Below are 17,725 nucleotides of genomic sequence, written 5' to 3'. Positions count from 1 at the left end.
GGAGCGGGCGTGCCCGCGAACGAGGGCGCAGCCCTCGCCTATAAATTGGCACTAAAGTGCCATTAACCTGTCATGTTTCCGAGCCAGCGCCCCGTGGCGATGGCCTTTGACCAGAGGAACGACCGTGCATAACGTCGTGATCAGCGGCACCGGCCTGTACACCCCGGCCCAGAGCATTTCCAACGAAGAACTGGTGGCGTCCTTCAACACCTGGTCGCAGCAGTTCAACCAGGACAACGCCGCCGCCATCGAGCGCGGTGAAGTCGAGGCGGCGCCGCTGTCCGATGCCGCGTTCATCGAAAAGGCCTCGGGCATCAAGAGCCGCTTCGTCATGGACAAGGCCGGCATCCTCGACCCGCAGCGCATGAAGCCGCGCCTGCCCGAGCGCTCCAACGACGAATCGTCGGTGCTCTGCGAAATGGCCGTGGCCGCTGCCCGCCAGGCCCTGGAGCGCGCCGGTCGCACGGCGGCCGATGTCGACGGGGTGATCGTCGCCTGCTCCAACCTGCAGCGCCCGTACCCGGCCATCGCCATCGAAGTGCAGCAGGCGCTGGGCATCCAGGGCTTTGCCTTCGACATGAACGTGGCCTGCTCGTCGGCCACTTTCGGCATTCAGACCGCCGCCAACAGCGTGGCCCTGGGGCAGGCGCGCGCGGTGCTGATGGTCAACCCGGAGGTGTGCACCGGCCACCTGAACTTCCGTGACCGCGACAGCCACTTCATCTTTGGTGATGCTGCCACTGCGGTGCTGCTCGAGCGTGCCGACAAGGCCACCTCGGCGCACCAGTTCGACATCGTCAGCAGCAAGCTGTGGACCGAGTTCTCCAACAACATCCGTAACAACTTCGGCTTCCTCAACCGCGCGGCGGAAGAGGGCGAGGGCGCGGCGGACAAGCTGTTCATCCAGGAAGGCCGCAAGGTGTTCCGCGAGGTATGCCCGAAGGTGGCAGAGCTGATCGGTGAGCACCTGCAGGAAAACGGGCTGCAACCAAGCGATGTGAAGCGCTTCTGGCTGCACCAGGCCAACCTCAGCATGAACCACCTGATCGTCAAGAAGCTGCTGGGGCGTGAAGTGGCCGAGGAAGACGCACCGGTGATTCTCGACCGTTATGCCAACACCAGTTCGGCGGGTTCGGTGATTGCCTTCCACCTGTATCAGGACGACCTGGCCAAGGGCTCGCTGGGCGTGTTGAGCTCGTTTGGTGCGGGGTATTCGATTGGTAGCGTGATCCTGCGCAAGCGCTGATTTATCTGGAGTCTGTACCGGCCTCTTCGCGGGCTTGCCCGCTCCCACAGGTACTGCACAGTTTTCAAGAGCTGTGGTGATTCTGTGGGAGCGGGCGAGCCCGCGAAGAGGCCGGTGCATTTTTCACAGGCAAAAAAAAGCGGGAAATGCCGGATGGGGTCGGCATTTCCCGCTTCAGGTGAAGCAGTGCAGGGTGTCGCTTAGAACTTGGCTTCCAGGTCTACCTGCAGCGTGTCTACGTCAGCATCGCTGTTCGGCAGGTTGGAGAAGTCGGTCTTGGCCATCATGTAGGCCGCGCCGAGGGCGAAGTTCTTGTCGATTTCGTAACCCACCTTGAACTTGTGGCCACGGGAACCGGTGAAGCCGTTACCGAAGTCAGAGTCGGTGAACAGGCTGACTACACCGTTACGCTGCACGTCGCGGTAGTTGTAGTCCAGGCTCCAGGCGCCGATCTTGCTCTTCAAACCAGCCAGCCAGGCCTTGTCCTTGCCATCGGTGCTTTCGGTGTTCTTGACGAACTGGCCGTAGGCCGACAGCGGGATGGCGAAGCCGGTGAAGTCGACCTGGCCGAAACCTTCCACCAGCTGGAACTCGTTGGTGGTGTTGCCCAGCGAACGCAGGGCAGCAGATTCCTTGTCGTTGTCGTAGCCGTAGATACTGCCGCCGACGGTGACCTTGACAGTGTCAGCCGCGTTGAACTTGGTACCCAGCTGGGCCGCGTACAGCTGTGCGTCGTGCTTGAACTGCACGCCGTCGCCGTCGACGTTGTCCTTCAGGTTGTAGTGGCCGATGCTGCCGAACACTTCGGCCGGGCCGAGGTTGGTCTTGTAGGTAGCGGCCAGGCCTTCCGGGTTGATGTCGCTGTCCCAGATGATGTCGCCCATGCTCACCCATGGCTGCAGCATCTTGCCGCCGATCAGGTGCAGGTTCGGGACGGCAGTCGGGTGCCAGTCGAGGTAGGCCAGGTCGACCCACAGCGATTTCTTCTCGAAGTAGTTGTCCAGGCTCTGGTTGGTCGAGCGGGCATCGGCGCTGCTGCCGGTGGCCACACGCACGCCGGCGTCGACCTGCGGGTTGACCTCGCTGTAGAAGCCGACACGGGCACGTACACGTTCACGGTCCTGGTTGCCGCTGCGAGCGATCGGGTCGTCGACGTTGACGTCTTCGTAACGCAGGCGCACATCACCCTTGATCTGGGTCTTGGCGGCCCATGCCACTTTCTGTTCAAAGGAGCTCATCCGTTCGGACTGAGCTTTCTGAGCGGCCTTTTCCTTGGTTTCTTGAGCCAGGTCCGCCTGCAGTTCGTTGTACTGCGCCTGGTTGATCGAGCCATTGGCGCGGAGCATTTCGAGCAGCTTGGCGTCGACAGCTGCACTGGCCGGAGTACTCAGAGCCAGCATCATGCCGGTGAGGCTCACTCCGGTAAGTGTAGAAACAAGACGCATAAGGTTCTCCCTGTTGAATAAGATGGGGGAGGCTCAAGCGCCCGCCCCTGTGTTGGCATGTCTTCGGAAAGGGCCTGAATAGACAGGTTCTGGGGTTCCGGAAAACAGGCGCAAGTATTGCGGGGGCGAATGACAGATTAATGTCGAATTAGTGGCACTGCGGTTAAGTAATTGAGAATAAAAGGATCTGTCCCGGCTATCGTGATTTGAGTGGCGGGCCTTCCTTGGGGATACTGGGTACCTTGAAACAGCGAGCCGAAACCGTGACCAGCCTGTACAGCCTTGCCCATCTGCGTGATTTACCGGCGGCCACCTGGGATGCCCTGGTGCCGGCCGGCCAACCGTTCCTGCGCCATGCGTTTCTCAGCGCCATGGAGGACAGCGGCAGCGTCGCGCGCAACACCGGCTGGGCCGCCGAGCACCTGGTGCTGGAACGTGACGGGCAGGTACGGGCGCTGCTGCCGGCGTACCGCAAATGGCACTCGTTTGGCGAGTACGTGTTCGACCATGGCTGGGCCGATGCCTGTGAGCGGGCCGGCATTGCCTACTACCCCAAGCTGCTCGGTGCCGTGCCGTTCAGCCCGGTCAGCGGCCCGCGCCTGCTCGCCGCCGACCCAGCCGATGGCCTGCTGGTGCTGCAGGCGTTGCCGGAGTACCTGGGCAAGGGCGGGCTGTCTGGTGCGCACATCAATTTCACCGAGCCGGCGCTGGACGACCAGCTGGCCGGCCTGCCGGGCTGGATGGAGCGCCTGGGCTGCCAGTTTCATTGGCGCAACCACGGCTACCGTGACTTCCAGGATTTTCTCGACAGCCTGAGTTCGCGCAAGCGCAAGCAGATGCGCAAGGAGCGTGAACAGGTGGCCGGGCACGGTATTGAATTCCGCTGGTACCGTGGGGGTGAACTGGATGAGGCGCAGTGGGATTTCGTCTACCGCTGCTACGCCAATACCTACGCGGTGCGCCGCCGTGCGCCCTACCTGACACGCGAGTTCTTCAGCCTGCTGGCCGAGCGCATGCCCGAGGCCTTGCGCGTGGTGATGGCGCGGCAGGGTGGCCGTGATGTGGCCATGGCCCTGAGCCTGGTGGGGGGCGACAGCCTGTTTGGCCGCTACTGGGGGTGCCTGGACGAATTCGACCGGCTGCATTTCGAAACCTGTTTCTACCAGGGCATGGACTTTGCCATCGCCGAAGGGCTGCAGCGTTTCGATGCCGGGGCGCAGGGGGAGCACAAGCTGATTCGCGGCTTCGAGCCGGTGCTGACGCGGTCGTGGCACTACCTGCTGCACCCGGGGCTGCGGCGGGCGGTGGAGGATTTTCTGGCGCAGGAGCGGGAAGGGGTGCGGGCGTACGCCGAGGAGGCTAGGGGAATGTTGCCCTATCGCCGGGACTGATCCATTCATATTGCCTGTGCCGGCCCTTTCGCGGGTGAACCCGCTCCCACAGGTACTGCACAGACCGTGAAATTTGTGCGGTCCCTGTGGGAGCGGGTTCACCCGCGAAGAGGCCAGTACAGGAATCAGTCGACCCCGACAAACCCCCCGGTCTGGTGATGCCACAACCGGGCATACAAGCCTTGCTGTTCCAGCAGTTCACTGTGGCTGCCACTCTCGACAATCCGCCCCTTGTCCAGCACTACCAGCCGGTCCATCCGCGCAATGGTGGAAAGCCGGTGGGCAATGGCGATCACAGTCTTGCCCTGCATCAGCGTCTCCAGGCTTTCCTGGATCGCTGCCTCCACCTCCGAGTCCAGCGCCGAAGTGGCCTCGTCCATGATCAGGATCGGTGCATTCTTCAACAACACCCGGGCAATCGCGATGCGCTGGCGCTGGCCACCCGACAGCTTGACCCCGCGCTCGCCCACATGGGCATCGAAACCGGTGCGCCCCTGGGCGTCCGACAACTGCGGGATGAACTCGTCGGCGCGGGCCCGGCGCACCGCTTCATGAAGCGCGGCCTCGCTGGCATCGGGGCGGCCATACAGCAGGTTGTCACGGATCGAGCGGTGCAGCAGCGAGGTGTCCTGGGTGATCATGCCGATCTGCGCGCGCAGGCTGGCCTGGCTCACTTCGGCAATGTCCTGGCCGTCGATGAGGATGCGCCCGCCCTGCACGTCATAAAGCCTCAGCAGCAGGTTGACCAGGGTCGATTTGCCTGCCCCGGACGGGCCGATCAGGCCGATCTTCTCGCCCGGGCGGATGTCCAGGTCGAGCCCTTCGATCACGTTGGCGGCCTTGCCGTAATGGAAGTCAACGTCATCGAAACGCACCGCACCGCGGCTTACCTTGAGCGCCGGTGCGTTGGGCCGGTCGGTGACGGTGACCGGCTGGGCGATGGTCTGCAGGCCGTCCTGGACCATGCCGATGTTCTCGAAGATGCCGTTGACCACCCACATGATCCAGCCCGACATGTTGACGATGCGGATCACCAGGCCGGTGGCCAGGGCGATGGCGCCGACGGTGATCAGCGACTGGCTCCACAGCCACAGCGCCAGGCCGGTGGTGGCGACCACCAGCAGGCCATTGAGGGTGGTGATGACCACATCCATGCTGGTGACCACGCGTGCAGCCAGCTGGGTTTTCTCTGTCTGTTCGCGGATCGCTTCGCGGGCGTACTGCTGCTCGAAGTCGGTATGGGCGAACAGCTTGAGGGTGGCGATGTTGGTGTAGCCGTCGACGATGCGCCCCATCAGCTTGGAGCGGGCGTCGGAGGAAATCACCGAACGCTCCTTCACCCGGGGGACGAAGTAGAACAGCGCGGCGATGTAGCCGGCGATCCACAACAGCAGCGGCAGCATCAGGCGCCAGTCGGCCTCGGCGAACAGCACCAGCGAGGTGATGGCGTAGATCAGCACGTGCCATAGCGCATCCACCGCCTGCACCGCAGAGTCGCGCAGCGAGTTGCCGGTCTGCATGATGCGCTGGGCGATGCGCCCGGCGAAGTCGCTCTGGAAGAAGTTAAGGCTCTGCTTGAGCACATAGGTATGGTTCTGCCAGCGGATCAGACTGGTCATGCCGGGGTTGATGGTCTGGTGCACCAGCAGGTCGTGCAGGCCGAAGAATACCGGCCGCAGCAGCAGGATCACCACCAGCATCCAGATCAGCTCGCCGCTGTGTTCGCTGAAGAAACTGGCATTGGGCGTACCCTGGGCCAGGTCGATGATGCGGCTGAGGTAGCTGAACATCGCCACCTCGATCAGCGAGGCGACCAGGCCTACCACCAGCAGGGCGACAAAGCTCGGCCACACCTGGCGCAGGTAGTACAGGTAGAACGGCCACACCTGGCCGGGTGGCGACTCGCTGGGCGCGTCGCGGAAGATGTCGATCAGTTGCTCGAAACGGCGGTACAGCATGGGTGACAAGACTCCTGTGCTACCCGACCCCGGAAGGTTTCACGTCCCTGTGAAACCTGCGGTCAGTCGATGCGTTTGGCGGACTTGATGAACACCGGGTCTGCCGGGACATCGCGCATGCCTTTCTTGATGGTAGTTGGCGAGTTGACGATCTGGTCGACCACCTCCATGCCCTTGGTGACCTTGCCGAACACCGCGTAGCCACGGTCGCGGCCCGGGTTGAGGAAGTCGTTGTCGGCAACGTTGATGAAGAACTGGCTGGTGGCCGAGTTCGGGTCGGAAGTGCGCGCCATCGACAGCGTGCCGCGGGTATTCTGCAGGCCGTTGCCGGCCTCGTTCTGGATTGGGTCACGGGTCTGCTTCTGTACCATCTGCTCGGTGAAACCGCCGCCCTGGACCATGAAGCCCGGGATCACCCGGTGGAAGATGGTGTTGTTGTAGAAGCCGCTGTCGACGTACTCGAGGAAGTTCTTGGTACTGACCGGCGCCTTCTCGGCATTCAATTCGATTTCGACCTGGCCGAAGCTGGTGTCCAGCAGTACGTGCGGGGTCTTGTCGGAGGCCATGACGCTGGTGGCGAAGGCGACCGAGCAGGCGGTGAGCAGGAGTTTTTTCAGCATGGGCTCAAAGATCCTTGAGAGGTGGAAGCGGCTGCAAGGAACTGCAGCAGGGTCTGGTTGAAGACCTCGGGTTGGTCGAGGGGTGTAGCGTGCCGGGAATCGTCGATGACCACCAGCCTGGCGTGAGGCATCAGGGCGACGTAGCGTTCTTTCAGTTGTATCGGGGTGTAATCGTGGTCGGCGGCGATCACCAGGGTAGGACAGTGGATCTGGCCGATGCGTTCCTGCACGCCCCAGTCGACGATGGCATCGAAACTCTTGAGGTAGGCGCGCTTGTCGTTGCGTGCCCAGCGTTGGGCCATCTTGTGCCGCAGTTCGGCCTGCTGCGGTTTGGGGAACAGCCGCTCGGCCAGGCCCTTGCCGACGGTTTCGACACTGAGCAGGCGCGCCAGGCCCCAGCGCTTGAGCCACCACACCCAGTCACTGCGGGTGCGGCGCTTGACCTCGGGGGCGCTGTTGACGATGCACAGGCTGCGCAGCCACTGCGGGTGATCGACGGCGAACTGGAAGCCGACCATGCCACCCATGGACAGGCCCACGATGTGCACCGGGCCGGTGTGCAGGTGTTCGAGCAGGGCCAGCAGGTCGGCACTGAAGGTGGCGATCTGGTAACCGTCGCGTGGCTTGTCGGAGCGGCCGTGGCCGCGGATGTCCATGAGGATTACCCGGTAGTAGCGGCTGAGCACCGGTACCTGCAGCTCCCAGTCCTGGCAGCTGGAGCCCAGGCCATGCAGCAATACCAGGGGTTCGCCCTGGCCATATTCCTCGTAATGCAGTGCGCATCCTTCGTGTTCGAAATAGGCCATGGGCGCGGTCCTCTCAGGCTTGTGGGGGGGCTGCGAAGGGCACGTCCAGTGGCGCGGTGTCGAAATTGCGCAGCAGGTCGATGAGAATCTGCGTAGCCGGGCCCAAGGTCTTCTCTTTGCTCGAATAAAGGTAGAACAGTGGGTGGCGGCTGCCACCCTGATCCAGCGGCAACGGCTTGAGCACGCCTTCGCGCAGCTCGCGCTCGATCATGTGGCGGGGCAGCCAGGCAAAGCCCAGGCCACTGCTGACGAAGGTAGCGGCGGTGCCCAGGCTGCCGACGGTCCAGCGTTGCTCGGCACCCAGCCAGCCGACATCGCGCGGCTGGGCGCGGCCGGAGTCCCGGATTACCACCTGCAACTGGCTTTCCAGGTCCTGGAAGGTCAGTTCGCGGCCCAGGCGGTGCAGGCTGTGTTCGGGGTGGGCGACGGCGACGAACTCCACCGCGCTCAGTTCGGCGCCCAGGTAGCCGCCGATGCTGTAGCTGCTGATGGCCAGGTCGGCGATGCCTTCGTGCATCACTTCCTCGACGCCAGACAGCACTTCTTCACGCAGGCGTACCCGGCAGCCACGGCTCTGCGGCATGAACGCGGCCAGGGCGCGTACCAGGCGGGCACTGGGGTAGGCGGCATCGACCACCAGGCGTACCTCGGCCTCCCAGCCCTGTTCCATGTGGTGGGCAAGGTCCTCGAGCTGGCTGGCCTGCTTGACCAGGTGGCGCGAACGGCGCAGCAGGACATTGCCGGCCTCGGTGAGCACCGCCTTGCGGCCGTCGATGCGCAGCAGCGGCACGCCCAGTTGCTCCTGCATGCGGGCCACGGTGTAGCTGACCGATGACTGCGAGCGGTGCAGTGCCTCGGCGGCCTGGGCAAACCCACCGTGATCGACCACTGCCTGCAGGGTTCGCCACTGGTCAAGGGTTACGCGCGGCGCTTTCATCTTTCGCTCCTGTTGTCCTAAGCTGCGCTCTTTCAAGGAGAGCGGCCCATGAAGAAATGTTGTGCGGCAATACTGATGTGCCTGCCCCTCGGGGCCATGGCTTATCCCATCGACGTTGAGAAGGAACTGACCGGGGTAAAGCTCGACTACACCGCCTATGACACGGCCTATGACATTGGCGCCATCACCCTCAACAACTATGGGCAGGTACCGGCTGCGTGCAAGGTGACTTTCCGTAACGGCCCGGAGGCACCGCGGGTGCGCCGGGTGAACGTACCGGCCGGTAAAAGCGTCGATGTCACTGCCAAGTTCAACCGGCAGATCATCAAATTACGGATCGCCTTGAACTGCAGTGCAGAATAAACTGATAAATCGATAGATTGAACCCACTTTTTACGCTTTTTTATCGATAGGTCAAGCCGTAATCTCACCTCCATCGAATCGCAACCCTTTTTGCCGATGGAGGCCCCCCATGTCCCGCGTACTGATCATCGAAAGCAGCGCCCGCCAGCAGGATTCCGTTTCCCGTCAGCTGACCCGTGATTTCATCCAGCAGTGGCAGGCCGCCCACCCGGCCGATCAGATCAGTGTGCGCGACCTGGCCGTGAACCCGGTGCCGCACCTGGACGCCAACCTGCTGGGTGGCTGGATGAAGCCCGAAGAACAGCGCAGTGCTGCCGAACTGGACGCCTTGGCCCGCTCCAACGAACTGACCGATGAGCTGCTCGCCGCCGACGTGCTGGTGATGGCTGCGCCGATGTACAACTTCACCATCCCCAGCACCCTGAAGGCCTGGCTGGACCACGTGCTGCGTGCCGGCATCACCTTCAAGTACACCCCCACCGGCCCGCAGGGCTTGCTGACTGGCAAGCGCGCCATCGTCCTGACTGCCCGTGGCGGCATCCACGCCGGTGCCACCAGCGACCACCAGGAACCGTACCTGCGCCAGGTAATGGCCTTCATCGGCATTCACGATGTCGACTTCATCCATGCCGAAGGCCTGAACATGAGCCCTGACTTCCACGAGAAGGGCGTCAACCAGGCCAAGGCCAAGCTGGCGGCGGTGGCCTGAGGCTTAGCGAATTCCCAACCCTGACACCTGTTGTTGCTCCTTTGGGTGTACCTGCCCGGCCTGCATGGCCGGGCTTTTTTATATTTGTGCGCATGCGGTCTGCTTTTGCTCTGTGTAGGAGCGGCCTTGTGTCGCGAAAGGGCTGCAAAGCAGCCCCGGCAATATGTGCTGCTGTGCTGAGATCCCGGGGGCGCTTCGCACCCCTTTCGCGACACAAGGCCGCTCCTACATAGACCGCGTGCGCTGCCGTCCTTACATTCCTCATGGTTGAACTCATTTGCCGCAACCCGCTAAGGTCGCGGCCTTGATCCACGAGAGGCAACCATGGGCTACCTGATAATCGTCGCGCTGATCCAGGCGTTTTCCTTCAGCCTGATCGGCGAGTACCTGGCCGGGCACGTCGACAGCTACTTTGCCGTGCTCGCGCGCGTGGTGCTGGCTGGCTTGGTATTCCTGCCGCTGACCCGCTGGCGCCAGGTCGAGCCGCGCTTCATGCGCTCGATGCTGCTGATTGGCGCGCTGCAGTACGGCATCACCTACGTCTGCCTGTACCTGAGCTTTCGCGTGCTCACCGTGCCGGAGGTGCTGCTGTTCACCATTCTCACGCCGTTGCATGTGACGCTGATCGAAGACGCCATGAACCGGCGCTTCAACCCGTGGGCGCTGCTGGCAGCGCTGGTGGCGGTGGCCGGCGCGGCGGTGATCCGCTTCGACACCATCAGCGGCGAGTTCTTCATCGGCTTCCTGCTGCTGCAACTGGCCAACTTCACCTACGCCGCCGGCCAGGTGCTGTACCGCCACCTGGTAGCACGCCACCCCAGCGACTTGCCGCACTACAAGCGCTTTGGCTACTTCTACCTGGGTGCGTTGATCGTGGTGTTGCCGGCCTTCCTGCTGTTTGGCAACGCCCAGCACCTGCCGACTACCGATGTGCAGTGGCTGGTGCTGCTGTTCCTGGGCCTGTGCCCGACGGCGCTGGGGCTGTACTGGTGGAACAAGGGCGCCTGCATGGTTTCGGGCGGGACGCTGGCGGTGATGAACAACCTTCATGTGCCGGTAGGGTTGCTGCTCAATTTGCTGATCTGGAACCAGGACGAGCCATTGGGCAGGCTGTTCATCGGCGCGGCGGTGATCCTGGCGTCGGTATGGATGAGCCGCCTGGGTACCCTGACGTTATCAAGCAAGCCATGGCGCAGTCAGCTATGACGCGTTCGTTACTGAACCCAGATCCCGCCGGTACCTACCCGATAATCATGAAAACAAAATCGGGAGACCGGCGTGAAGCTAGAAACGCGAAGTATCGAATTTGTCCCACACGCCGAGCGTTATGGCACGCCTAAACGATTGTTCACCATCTGGTTCAGCTCAAACTTCCAGATAACCGCGCTGATGGTCGGCACCCTGGGCGCTGCGTCGGGGCTAAGTCTGGGCTGGACCTTGCTGGGTCTGTTGGTCGGCAACCTGATCGGCACCGTGTTCATGGCCGCGCATTCTGCCCAGGGGCCTCACCTGGGCGTGCCACAGATGATCCAGAGCCGGGCCCAGTTCGGTGTCCATGGTGCCGCGCTCCCTCTGCTGGTGATGGTCACGGCCGCAGTACTGTTCCTCGCCGCCAGCGGCGTGCTGATGCGCAATGCCCTGCAGGCACTGGTACCCATGAGCGATGACCAGGCGATCGTGGTGGTCGGCTTGCTGACTTTTGTCATCGGCTTTGTCGGCTACGAACTCATCCACCGCCTCGGGGCGTGGATGAGCCTGTTGTCCACGCTGGTTTTTGCCGGCGCCCTGGTGCTGATTCTGCTGCACCCCGGCGACATGGCAACCACGACGGCAGTGAGTACCGGCTTCTCGTTCACCGCCTTCAACCTGATCGTGGCCCAGTCGGCCTCCTGGACGCTGGGGTATGGCCCCTATGTAGCCGATTACTCGCGCTACCTCCCGGCCAACGTCAACCCACGCGCCACCTTCTGGGCCACCTATTGCGGTTGTGCGCTGGGCTCCTTCGCCATGATGGCGCTCGGCGCGCTGGTGGCGGTGGAGTTGCCCTCGGCACTGGGGCATGACCCGGCCACAGCCATTGCCGCGTTGTTTGGCCCGTGGGCGCCGTTGGCGCTGGCAGTGATTGCACTGGGGGTGATCCAGTACAACGTCTTGTGCCTGTACAGCGCCTACATGTCGTCGGTCACGATCTTTGGCGCCTTCAAGACCATCCGGCGCGTGACCGCGACCGCCAAGGCCTTGGTGATGGCTGGGCTGACCGCAGCGGCAACGCTGATCGCCATCGCCACTCAATACAATTTCGATACGTTCTTTGCCGACATCCTGATTGGCCAGCTGTACCTGTTGATCCCATGGAGCGCGATCAACCTGGTGGATTACTACTGGGTATGCAGGGGCCACTATGATGTGGGGGCGCTGTATGACTCCAAGGGGCGTTATGGGTGCTTCAATCGTCGAAGCCTGGCGGTGTACGCCGTGTCGATCATCGGTACCATCCCGTTCATGAAGCTGTCGTTCTACACGGGCTTCGTGGCCGAGTGGCTGGGGGCAGACATCAGTTGGGCGATGGGGTTGATCCTGGCCGGTGCGCTGTATTGCATGGTCCATGGGCGCGAGAGCAACCGGCTTTCGACAACCATGAATGCGCACCCCTGACTCGGCCCTGACACGGAAAGGGGCCGCTTTGCGGCCCATCGCCGGCAAGCCAGCTCCCACAGGCACCGCGCAAAATTCGAGACGTTTGCAGTACCTGTGGGAGCTGGCTTGCCGGCGATGGGCTGCGAAGCAGCCCCGGCAATATCAAGCCTCGCTCATGTCTTCCAGCCGACGCGGCACAGGCTCTTGCGATACACGCCCGCTCAACCCCACCCGCATGTCGTTGCCACTTGGCTGCTGATACAGGCTCAAGCCAAACTCCGGCAACACCGCCAGCAGATAATCGAAGATATCCCCCTGAATCCGCTCGTACTCAGCCCACGCCGTGGTGGTGGTAAAGCAGTAGATTTCCAGCGGTACACCCTCGGCGGTGGTCTGCATTTGCCGCACCATGCAGGTCATGTTCGGGTGCACGTTGGGGTGGTTCTTCAGGTAGGCCAGGGCAAACGCCCGGAAGGTGCCGATGTTGGTCAGCTTGCGGCGGTTGGCCGACAGCTCGGCCACTGGCCCCAGGGCTTCGTTCCAGCTTTGCAGTTCCTGGCGCTTGCCCGCCAGGTAGTCGCGCAGAAGGCTGACCTGGCTCAGGCGTTGTTCTTCCTCGCGAGTCAGGAACCGCACGCCGGCCGCGTCGATGAACAGGCTGCGCTTGATACGCCGGCCACCGGACTGCTGCATGCCGCGGTAGTTGCGGAACGACTCGCTCATCAGGCGCCAGGTGGGGATGGAGACGATGGTCTTGTCGAAATTCTGCACCTTCACCGTGTGCAGGGTGATGTCCACCACATCGCCATCGGCGCCCACCTGGGGCATTTCGATCCAGTCGCCCACGTGCAGCATGTCGTTGCTGGTCAGCTGCACGCTGGCGACGAACGACAGCAGGGTGTCCTTGTACACCAACAGCAGCACCGCCGACATGGCACCCAGGCCCGACAGCAGCAACAGCGGCGAGCGGTCGATCAGGGTGGCGACGATGACGATGGAGGCGAAGATCCACAGCATCATCTTGGCCAGTTGCACGTAACCCTTGATAGAGCGGGTGCGGGCGTGTTCGGTGCGGGCATAGATGTCGAGCAGGGCATCCAGCAGGCACGACAGCGCCATGGTCATGAACAGCAGGGTAAAGGCCAGGGCGACATTGCCGAGGAAGTGCTGGGCGGTGTCGGACAGCTCAGGCACCAGTTTCAGGCCGAACTGCAGCACCAGTGACGGCGTGGTCTGTGCCAGGCGGTGGAAAACCTTGTTGTTGCGCAGGTCGTCCAGCCACTTCAGCGCTGGCTGGCGGGCCAGCAGGCGGGCGCCATGCAGCACCAGGAAGCGTGCCAGGCGGCCGATGACCAGGGAAATGAGCAGGAGCACCGCCAGGCCAATGGCCGCGTGCAGCATCGGATGTTGGTCAAGGGTGCCCCACAGGTCGAGGGAGTCACGCCAGATTCGTTGGATATCCATGGGCTTGCGTACAGTCTTGTTGCCAAACGAAGCGCCATTAGAGCGCGGATGGCGACAAAGTTGCCAAAAGAAATTCGGCTAAGGCGGCAGAAAACGTTACCCTATGCAACTGAATTTTCCGCACTTGCCTGAGGTTACCTCCGTGTTCTCCCAATTCGCCCTGCATGAACGCCTGCTTAAAGCCGTGGCCGAGCTTAACTTTGTCGAGCCAACCCCGGTGCAGGCCGCGGCCATCCCCCTGGCCCTGCAAGGGCGTGACCTGCGCGTGACCGCGCAGACCGGCAGCGGCAAGACCGCGGCCTTCGTGCTGCCGCTGCTCAACCGCCTGGTCGACCTGCGCGAACGCCGCGTCGAGATCCGCGCGCTGATCCTGCTGCCGACCCGTGAACTGGCCCAGCAGACCCTCAAGCAGGTACAGCTGTTCTCGCAGTTCACCTACATCAAGTCGGGCCTGGTGACCGGCGGTGAAGACTTCAAGGAACAGGCCGCCATGCTGCGCAAGGTGCCGGATGTGCTGATCGGCACCCCGGGCCGCCTGCTCGAGCAGCTCAATGCTGGCAACCTCGACCTGTCTCACGTACAGGTGCTGATCCTCGACGAAGCCGACCGCATGCTCGACATGGGCTTTGCCGAAGACATGGAGCGCCTGTGCAAGGAGTGCGAGAACCGCCAGCAGACCCTGCTGTTCTCCGCCACCACCGGTGGTGCGGCCCTGCGCGACATCATCGGCAAGGTGCTGAAAGACCCTGAGCACCTGATGCTCAACAGCGTCTCGCAGCTGGCCGAAGGCACCCGCCAGCAGATCATCACCGCTGACCACGACCAGCACAAAGAGCAGATCGTGCAGTGGCTGCTGGCCAACGAAACCTTCGACAAGGCGATCATCTTCACCAACACCCGCGCCCTGGCCGACCGCATCTACGGCCACCTGGTGGCCAAGGACGTGAAGGCCTTCGTGCTGCACGGCGAGAAGGACCAGAAGGACCGCAAGCTGGCCCTGGACCGCTTCAAGCAGGGCAGCTCCAAGGTGCTGGTGGCTACCGACGTTGCGGCCCGTGGCCTGGACATCGACGGCCTGGACCTGGTGATCAACTTCGACATGCCGCGCAGCGGTGACGAGTACGTGCACCGCGTGGGCCGTACCGGCCGTGCCGGTGGCGAAGGCCTGGCGATCTCGCTGATCACCCACAACGACTGGAACCTGATGTCGAGCATCGAGCGCTACCTCAAGCAGCAGTTCGAGCGCCGGGTGATCAAGGAAGTGAAGGGCACCTACAACGGGCCTAAGAAGGTCAAAGCCTCGGGCAAGGCGGTTGGCAGCAAGAAGAAAAAGGTCGAGAAGAAGACCGGTGACAAGAAGGCGGCCGCCAAGCGCAAGCCAACCGCCAAGCCGAAGGCCAATGCACCGCTGGCCAGCGCCGACGGCCTGGCGCCGCTGAAGAAGCGCAAGCCTGCGGCTGAGTAACCTTCAGTAGCGCTGTTGGTTTCTTCGCGGGCACGCCCGCTCCCACAGGATAATCACAGATATCGAAGGCTGTGTTATCCCTGTGGGAGCGGGCGTGCCCGCGAAGGGGCCAGCACAGGCGACCACTATTCAGCCTTTTTCTCCGCCTCTTTCAACTCCTTGATCCGCTTGTCGATCAGCTGACACTTGTCGGGCAAGTCCTTGCTCGCCGTCCCCAGCTCCATCCCTTGAAGCTCGTCATTGATCTCCTTGGCCTTCTGCGGGTTCTGCTCGGTCAACTGGGTGACCAACCCGGCCAGCTCTTCGCGTTTCTGCGTCGCTTCTTCCGGTGTGCAGGCCCAGGCGGGCAGGGCGCAGAACAGGGCAGTGGCGCAGGCAATGGGCAGCAGCAGTTTCATCCTTCCTACCTCCGGCGGTGGTGATGCCCGGTGGAGGCATGTGCCTGGCCGTTAGTTCAGCGCCTTCGACCGGTGGCTATACCCCTGGGTATATTTACCGCGCTCATCCTCGGCTCTAGTTTGAAGTCACAAACATGACAACCGAGGAACACACCCATGGATCGATTGAAAGGCAAGGTGGCACTGATTACCGGCGGCGCAGGCGGTTGTGGCCTGGCCGCGTCGGAACTGTTCGCCGCCGAGGGCGCCAAGGTGGTAATCCTCGACTTGCCGACCAGCCAGGGCGAAGCCGTAGCGGCGCGCATCAATGCGGACGGCGGCCAGGCGTTGTTCGTCGCCGCCGATGTGTCGCAGGCCGACCAGGTGCACCGCGCCGTAACCCAGGCCCAGGCGCACTTCGGCCCGATCACCGTGCTGATGAACCACGCCGGGATCATCGCCGCCGGCCCGTTCCTCGAAACCAGCGAAGCGGAATGGGACCGGCTGATGAGCGTCAACGTGAAAAGCATGTTCCTGGTCACCAAGGCGGTGTTGCCTGGCATGCTCGCCGCCGGCGGCGGCAGCGTGATCTGCACCTCGTCGATCTCGGCGGTGGTCGGCACGCCAATGGAGGTGCTGTATTGCACCACCAAGGGCGCCTGCCACATGTTCGCCCGCGCCCTGGCCGTGGAGTACCGCGACCAGAACATCCGCAGCAACGCCATTTGCCCAGGCTTCATCGGCACCGCCCATGGCCGCCGCGAACTCGACCTGCTGCGCGGTTTTGGCGTGGATGCTTCCGACGAAGCAATCAAGACCATGCAGGGGCGCCTGTGCGACCCGGCCGAAGTGGCCAACGCCGCGTTGTTCCTGGCCAGTGACGAGTCGAGCTTCGTCAGCGGCTCGCACCTGTTCGTCGACAACGCCTACACCGCCATGTAATGCCCGGCCGGCAGTACCCTGCCGGCACCAACAAGAACAACACGCAGCACCCTTCAATTCTGCCCACAAAGCCAATTCCAACAAGACAGAGGCAGCAGATGGAAAACATAGGCACTTACGTCATCTACGTGATCATGGTGTGCGCCGTGATCGGCGCGATCGCATCGATCGTCAATGCGGAATCCGAGCTGGCCAAGGAGTTCACCGCCGGCCTGCACAGCATTGGCCCGATCTTCATCCCGGTGGCCGGGATCATGGCCGCCATCCCGTTCATTTCCAGTTTCATCAGCCAGTTCATCGGCCCGCTGTTCCTGGCCATGGGCGCCGATGCCGGCATTGCCGGGCCGATCTTCATCGCCTCGGACCTGGGCGGCTACCAGCTGGCCCAGGCGTTGTCGCATAGCCCCGAAGGCTGGATCCTCGGTCTTATCACGGGCTTCCAGTGCGGTTCGACGGTGATCTTTGTCATCCCGGTGGGCCTGGCAATGCTCAACAAGGCCGACCACAAGTACATGGCGCTGGGCATCATGGCCGGGCTGCTGAGCATCCCGATCAGCATCGTGTTGATCACCATGGGCATGCAGGCCATGGGCCTGGGCGTGCGCCCGGACATCGCCACGGCAGGCGCTGCGACCCAGGCGCTGCACTTCACCCTAGCAACCCTGCTGCGCAACCTGTCGCCGCTGATCCTGTTCTGTGTGGCACTGGCGGCGGCGCTGCGCTACTTCCCCAACCTCATGGTCAGCCTGTTCCTCAAGCTGGGGCAGTTGATGTACGCCGCCGTGACGCTGGTGCTGGTGGCTTCGATCGTCGAGTACTTCACCGGTGCGTTCACTTCGCTGTTCGGTGGCTGGGGCTTCGCCCCGATCATCGCCGACAAGGACGACCAATTCCGGGCGCTGGAGATTGCCGGCTACGTGGGCATCATGCTGTGCGGTGCGTTCCCGATGGTTTACTTGATCAAGCGTTTCCTGTCGCAGCCGATCGAGAAGGTGGCGTCGAAACTCGGCCTGTCGCCGGTGGGCGCGGCCGGTATCCTCGCGGCCTCGGCCAACATCCTGGCGATGTTCCGCCTGGTGGCCGACATGCCGCCGAAAGACAAGGTGCTGGTTATTGCCTTTGCCGTGTGCGCCGCCTTCACCTTTGGTGATCACCTGGCCTACTCGGCCAACTTCCAGCCCACGCTGATCGGGCCGCTGATCATCGGCAAGCTCGCCGGTGGCCTGCTGGGCATGCTGTTGGCCTACTGGCTGGCGGTGCCCAAGGCGCTGGAGCTGGGCCGCCAGGAAGAAGAGGCCGGCCTGCTGCCCGCCAGTGCACCGTTGCACTGACAGGGCCAGGCATCGTTCAATGCCGTTCGGGCTT

16 protein-coding genes are annotated in these 17,725 nt (G+C 62.9%); 9 read left to right on the top strand and 7 right to left on the bottom strand.

Going from position 1 to position 17,725, the window contains the following annotated elements; translation table 11 throughout:
• The first annotated feature begins 124 nt into the window (after positions 1 to 124).
• Positions 125 to 1,246, top strand: a complete 1,122-nt coding sequence (locus CAG34_RS08285) for a beta-ketoacyl-ACP synthase III (protein WP_085589154.1) — start codon at positions 125 to 127, stop codon at positions 1,244 to 1,246.
• A 200-nt stretch (positions 1,247 to 1,446) separates the two neighbouring features.
• Here CAG34_RS08285 and CAG34_RS08280 read toward each other — a convergent pair whose 3' ends face one another.
• A complete protein-coding gene (locus tag CAG34_RS08280; protein WP_085589151.1) occupies positions 1,447 to 2,691 on the bottom strand; it encodes a putative porin in 1,245 nt (414 codons plus the stop codon).
• A gap of 263 nt (positions 2,692 to 2,954) precedes the next feature.
• Between CAG34_RS08280 and CAG34_RS08275 the strand changes: the two genes are divergently transcribed.
• Positions 2,955 to 4,082 (top strand): GNAT family N-acetyltransferase, encoded by a 1,128-nt coding sequence (locus CAG34_RS08275; RefSeq protein WP_085589207.1) that lies wholly within the window; start codon positions 2,955 to 2,957, stop codon positions 4,080 to 4,082.
• A 125-nt stretch (positions 4,083 to 4,207) separates the two neighbouring features.
• Here CAG34_RS08275 and CAG34_RS08270 read toward each other — a convergent pair whose 3' ends face one another.
• The 4 genes from CAG34_RS08270 to CAG34_RS08255 all read right to left on the bottom strand — a co-directional run bounded on the left by CAG34_RS08270 (position 4,208) and on the right by CAG34_RS08255 (position 8,403).
• Positions 4,208 to 6,040, bottom strand: a complete 1,833-nt coding sequence (locus tag CAG34_RS08270) for an ABC transporter ATP-binding protein (protein ID WP_085589149.1) — start codon at positions 6,038 to 6,040, stop codon at positions 4,208 to 4,210.
• A gap of 62 nt (positions 6,041 to 6,102) precedes the next feature.
• Positions 6,103 to 6,660 carry a peptidylprolyl isomerase gene (locus tag CAG34_RS08265; RefSeq protein ID WP_025340172.1) on the bottom strand — a complete coding sequence of 186 codons (558 nt, stop codon included), beginning with the start codon at positions 6,658 to 6,660 and terminating at the stop codon, positions 6,103 to 6,105.
• The gene (locus CAG34_RS08260; protein WP_085589147.1) at positions 6,654 to 7,466 is read right to left on the bottom strand and encodes an alpha/beta fold hydrolase; all 813 of its coding nucleotides are present in this window, start codon (positions 7,464 to 7,466) and stop codon (positions 6,654 to 6,656) included. The genes CAG34_RS08265 and CAG34_RS08260 overlap by 7 nt, the downstream gene beginning before the upstream one ends.
• A 13-nt stretch (positions 7,467 to 7,479) precedes the next feature.
• Entirely contained in the window at positions 7,480 to 8,403 is a 924-nt protein-coding gene (locus CAG34_RS08255) for a LysR family transcriptional regulator (protein WP_012273620.1), read from the bottom strand.
• A gap of 48 nt (positions 8,404 to 8,451) precedes the next feature.
• Here CAG34_RS08255 and CAG34_RS08250 point away from each other — a divergent pair, with 48 nt between their 5' ends.
• The 4 genes from CAG34_RS08250 (at position 8,452) to CAG34_RS08235 (ending at position 12,130) form a co-directional block, all read left to right on the top strand.
• Complete coding sequence (locus CAG34_RS08250) at positions 8,452 to 8,766, top strand: hypothetical protein (protein WP_012051530.1); 315 nt, start codon at positions 8,452 to 8,454, stop codon at positions 8,764 to 8,766.
• Between the two features lie 109 nt (positions 8,767 to 8,875).
• Positions 8,876 to 9,475, top strand: coding sequence for an FMN-dependent NADH-azoreductase (locus CAG34_RS08245; protein WP_025340170.1), 600 nt, complete (start codon positions 8,876 to 8,878; stop codon positions 9,473 to 9,475).
• Between the two features lie 324 nt (positions 9,476 to 9,799).
• Entirely contained in the window at positions 9,800 to 10,681 is an 882-nt protein-coding gene (locus CAG34_RS08240) for a carboxylate/amino acid/amine transporter (protein ID WP_085589145.1), read from the top strand.
• 72 nt (positions 10,682 to 10,753) lie between these two features.
• Positions 10,754 to 12,130 (top strand): cytosine permease, encoded by a 1,377-nt coding sequence (locus tag CAG34_RS08235; RefSeq protein ID WP_085589143.1) that lies wholly within the window; start codon positions 10,754 to 10,756, stop codon positions 12,128 to 12,130.
• Positions 12,131 to 12,274: 144 nt separating this feature from the next.
• On the opposite strand, the gene CAG34_RS08230 is transcribed toward CAG34_RS08235, so the two are convergent.
• The gene (locus CAG34_RS08230) at positions 12,275 to 13,576 is read right to left on the bottom strand and encodes a mechanosensitive ion channel family protein (protein WP_085589141.1); all 1,302 of its coding nucleotides are present in this window, start codon (positions 13,574 to 13,576) and stop codon (positions 12,275 to 12,277) included.
• A 103-nt stretch (positions 13,577 to 13,679) separates the two neighbouring features.
• Between CAG34_RS08230 and CAG34_RS08225 the strand changes: the two genes are divergently transcribed.
• Positions 13,680 to 15,041: a DEAD/DEAH box helicase gene (locus CAG34_RS08225; RefSeq protein WP_085589139.1), complete on the top strand. Its 1,362-nt coding sequence runs from the start codon at positions 13,680 to 13,682 to the stop codon at positions 15,039 to 15,041.
• A gap of 125 nt (positions 15,042 to 15,166) precedes the next feature.
• Here CAG34_RS08225 and CAG34_RS08220 read toward each other — a convergent pair whose 3' ends face one another.
• On the bottom strand, positions 15,167 to 15,439 hold the full coding sequence (locus CAG34_RS08220; RefSeq protein ID WP_025340165.1) for a hypothetical protein: 273 nt from the start codon (positions 15,437 to 15,439) through the stop codon (positions 15,167 to 15,169).
• Positions 15,440 to 15,595: 156 nt separating this feature from the next.
• On the opposite strand from CAG34_RS08220, the gene CAG34_RS08215 reads away from it, so the two are divergent.
• Both CAG34_RS08215 and eutH read left to right on the top strand, forming a co-directional pair.
• Positions 15,596 to 16,360: an SDR family NAD(P)-dependent oxidoreductase gene (locus tag CAG34_RS08215; protein WP_085589137.1), complete on the top strand. Its 765-nt coding sequence runs from the start codon at positions 15,596 to 15,598 to the stop codon at positions 16,358 to 16,360.
• A gap of 98 nt (positions 16,361 to 16,458) precedes the next feature.
• Complete coding sequence (eutH, locus tag CAG34_RS08210; protein ID WP_085589135.1) at positions 16,459 to 17,691, top strand: ethanolamine utilization protein EutH; 1,233 nt, start codon at positions 16,459 to 16,461, stop codon at positions 17,689 to 17,691.
• The last annotated feature ends 34 nt before the right edge of the window (positions 17,692 to 17,725 follow it).

The organism is Pseudomonas sp. B14(2017) (assembly GCF_002113255.1).
In the GTDB taxonomy this organism is placed as follows: domain Bacteria; phylum Pseudomonadota; class Gammaproteobacteria; order Pseudomonadales; family Pseudomonadaceae; genus Aquipseudomonas; species Aquipseudomonas putida_Z.
This window is presented reverse-complemented; position numbering and strand designations above follow the sequence as displayed.

What these genes read in the sequence shown, in the direction of transcription:
- CAG34_RS08240 (WP_085589145.1), top strand. Translation starts at nt 9,800, where the DNA reads ATGGGCTACCTGATAATCGTCGCGCTGATCCAGGCGTTTTCCTTCAGC.
- eutH (WP_085589135.1), top strand. Translation starts at nt 16,459, where the DNA reads ATGGAAAACATAGGCACTTACGTCATCTACGTGATCATGGTGTGCGCC.
- CAG34_RS08220 (WP_025340165.1), bottom strand. Translation starts at nt 15,439, where the DNA reads ATGAAACTGCTGCTGCCCATTGCCTGCGCCACTGCCCTGTTCTGCGCC.
- CAG34_RS08280 (WP_085589151.1), bottom strand. Translation starts at nt 2,691, where the DNA reads ATGCGTCTTGTTTCTACACTTACCGGAGTGAGCCTCACCGGCATGATG.
- CAG34_RS08215 (WP_085589137.1), top strand. Translation starts at nt 15,596, where the DNA reads ATGGATCGATTGAAAGGCAAGGTGGCACTGATTACCGGCGGCGCAGGC.
- CAG34_RS08245 (WP_025340170.1), top strand. Translation starts at nt 8,876, where the DNA reads ATGTCCCGCGTACTGATCATCGAAAGCAGCGCCCGCCAGCAGGATTCC.
- CAG34_RS08230 (WP_085589141.1), bottom strand. Translation starts at nt 13,576, where the DNA reads ATGGATATCCAACGAATCTGGCGTGACTCCCTCGACCTGTGGGGCACC.
- CAG34_RS08255 (WP_012273620.1), bottom strand. Translation starts at nt 8,403, where the DNA reads ATGAAAGCGCCGCGCGTAACCCTTGACCAGTGGCGAACCCTGCAGGCA.
- CAG34_RS08225 (WP_085589139.1), top strand. Translation starts at nt 13,680, where the DNA reads ATGCAACTGAATTTTCCGCACTTGCCTGAGGTTACCTCCGTGTTCTCC.
- CAG34_RS08270 (WP_085589149.1), bottom strand. Translation starts at nt 6,040, where the DNA reads ATGCTGTACCGCCGTTTCGAGCAACTGATCGACATCTTCCGCGACGCG.
- CAG34_RS08250 (WP_012051530.1), top strand. Translation starts at nt 8,452, where the DNA reads ATGAAGAAATGTTGTGCGGCAATACTGATGTGCCTGCCCCTCGGGGCC.
- CAG34_RS08265 (WP_025340172.1), bottom strand. Translation starts at nt 6,660, where the DNA reads ATGCTGAAAAAACTCCTGCTCACCGCCTGCTCGGTCGCCTTCGCCACC.
- CAG34_RS08260 (WP_085589147.1), bottom strand. Translation starts at nt 7,466, where the DNA reads ATGGCCTATTTCGAACACGAAGGATGCGCACTGCATTACGAGGAATAT.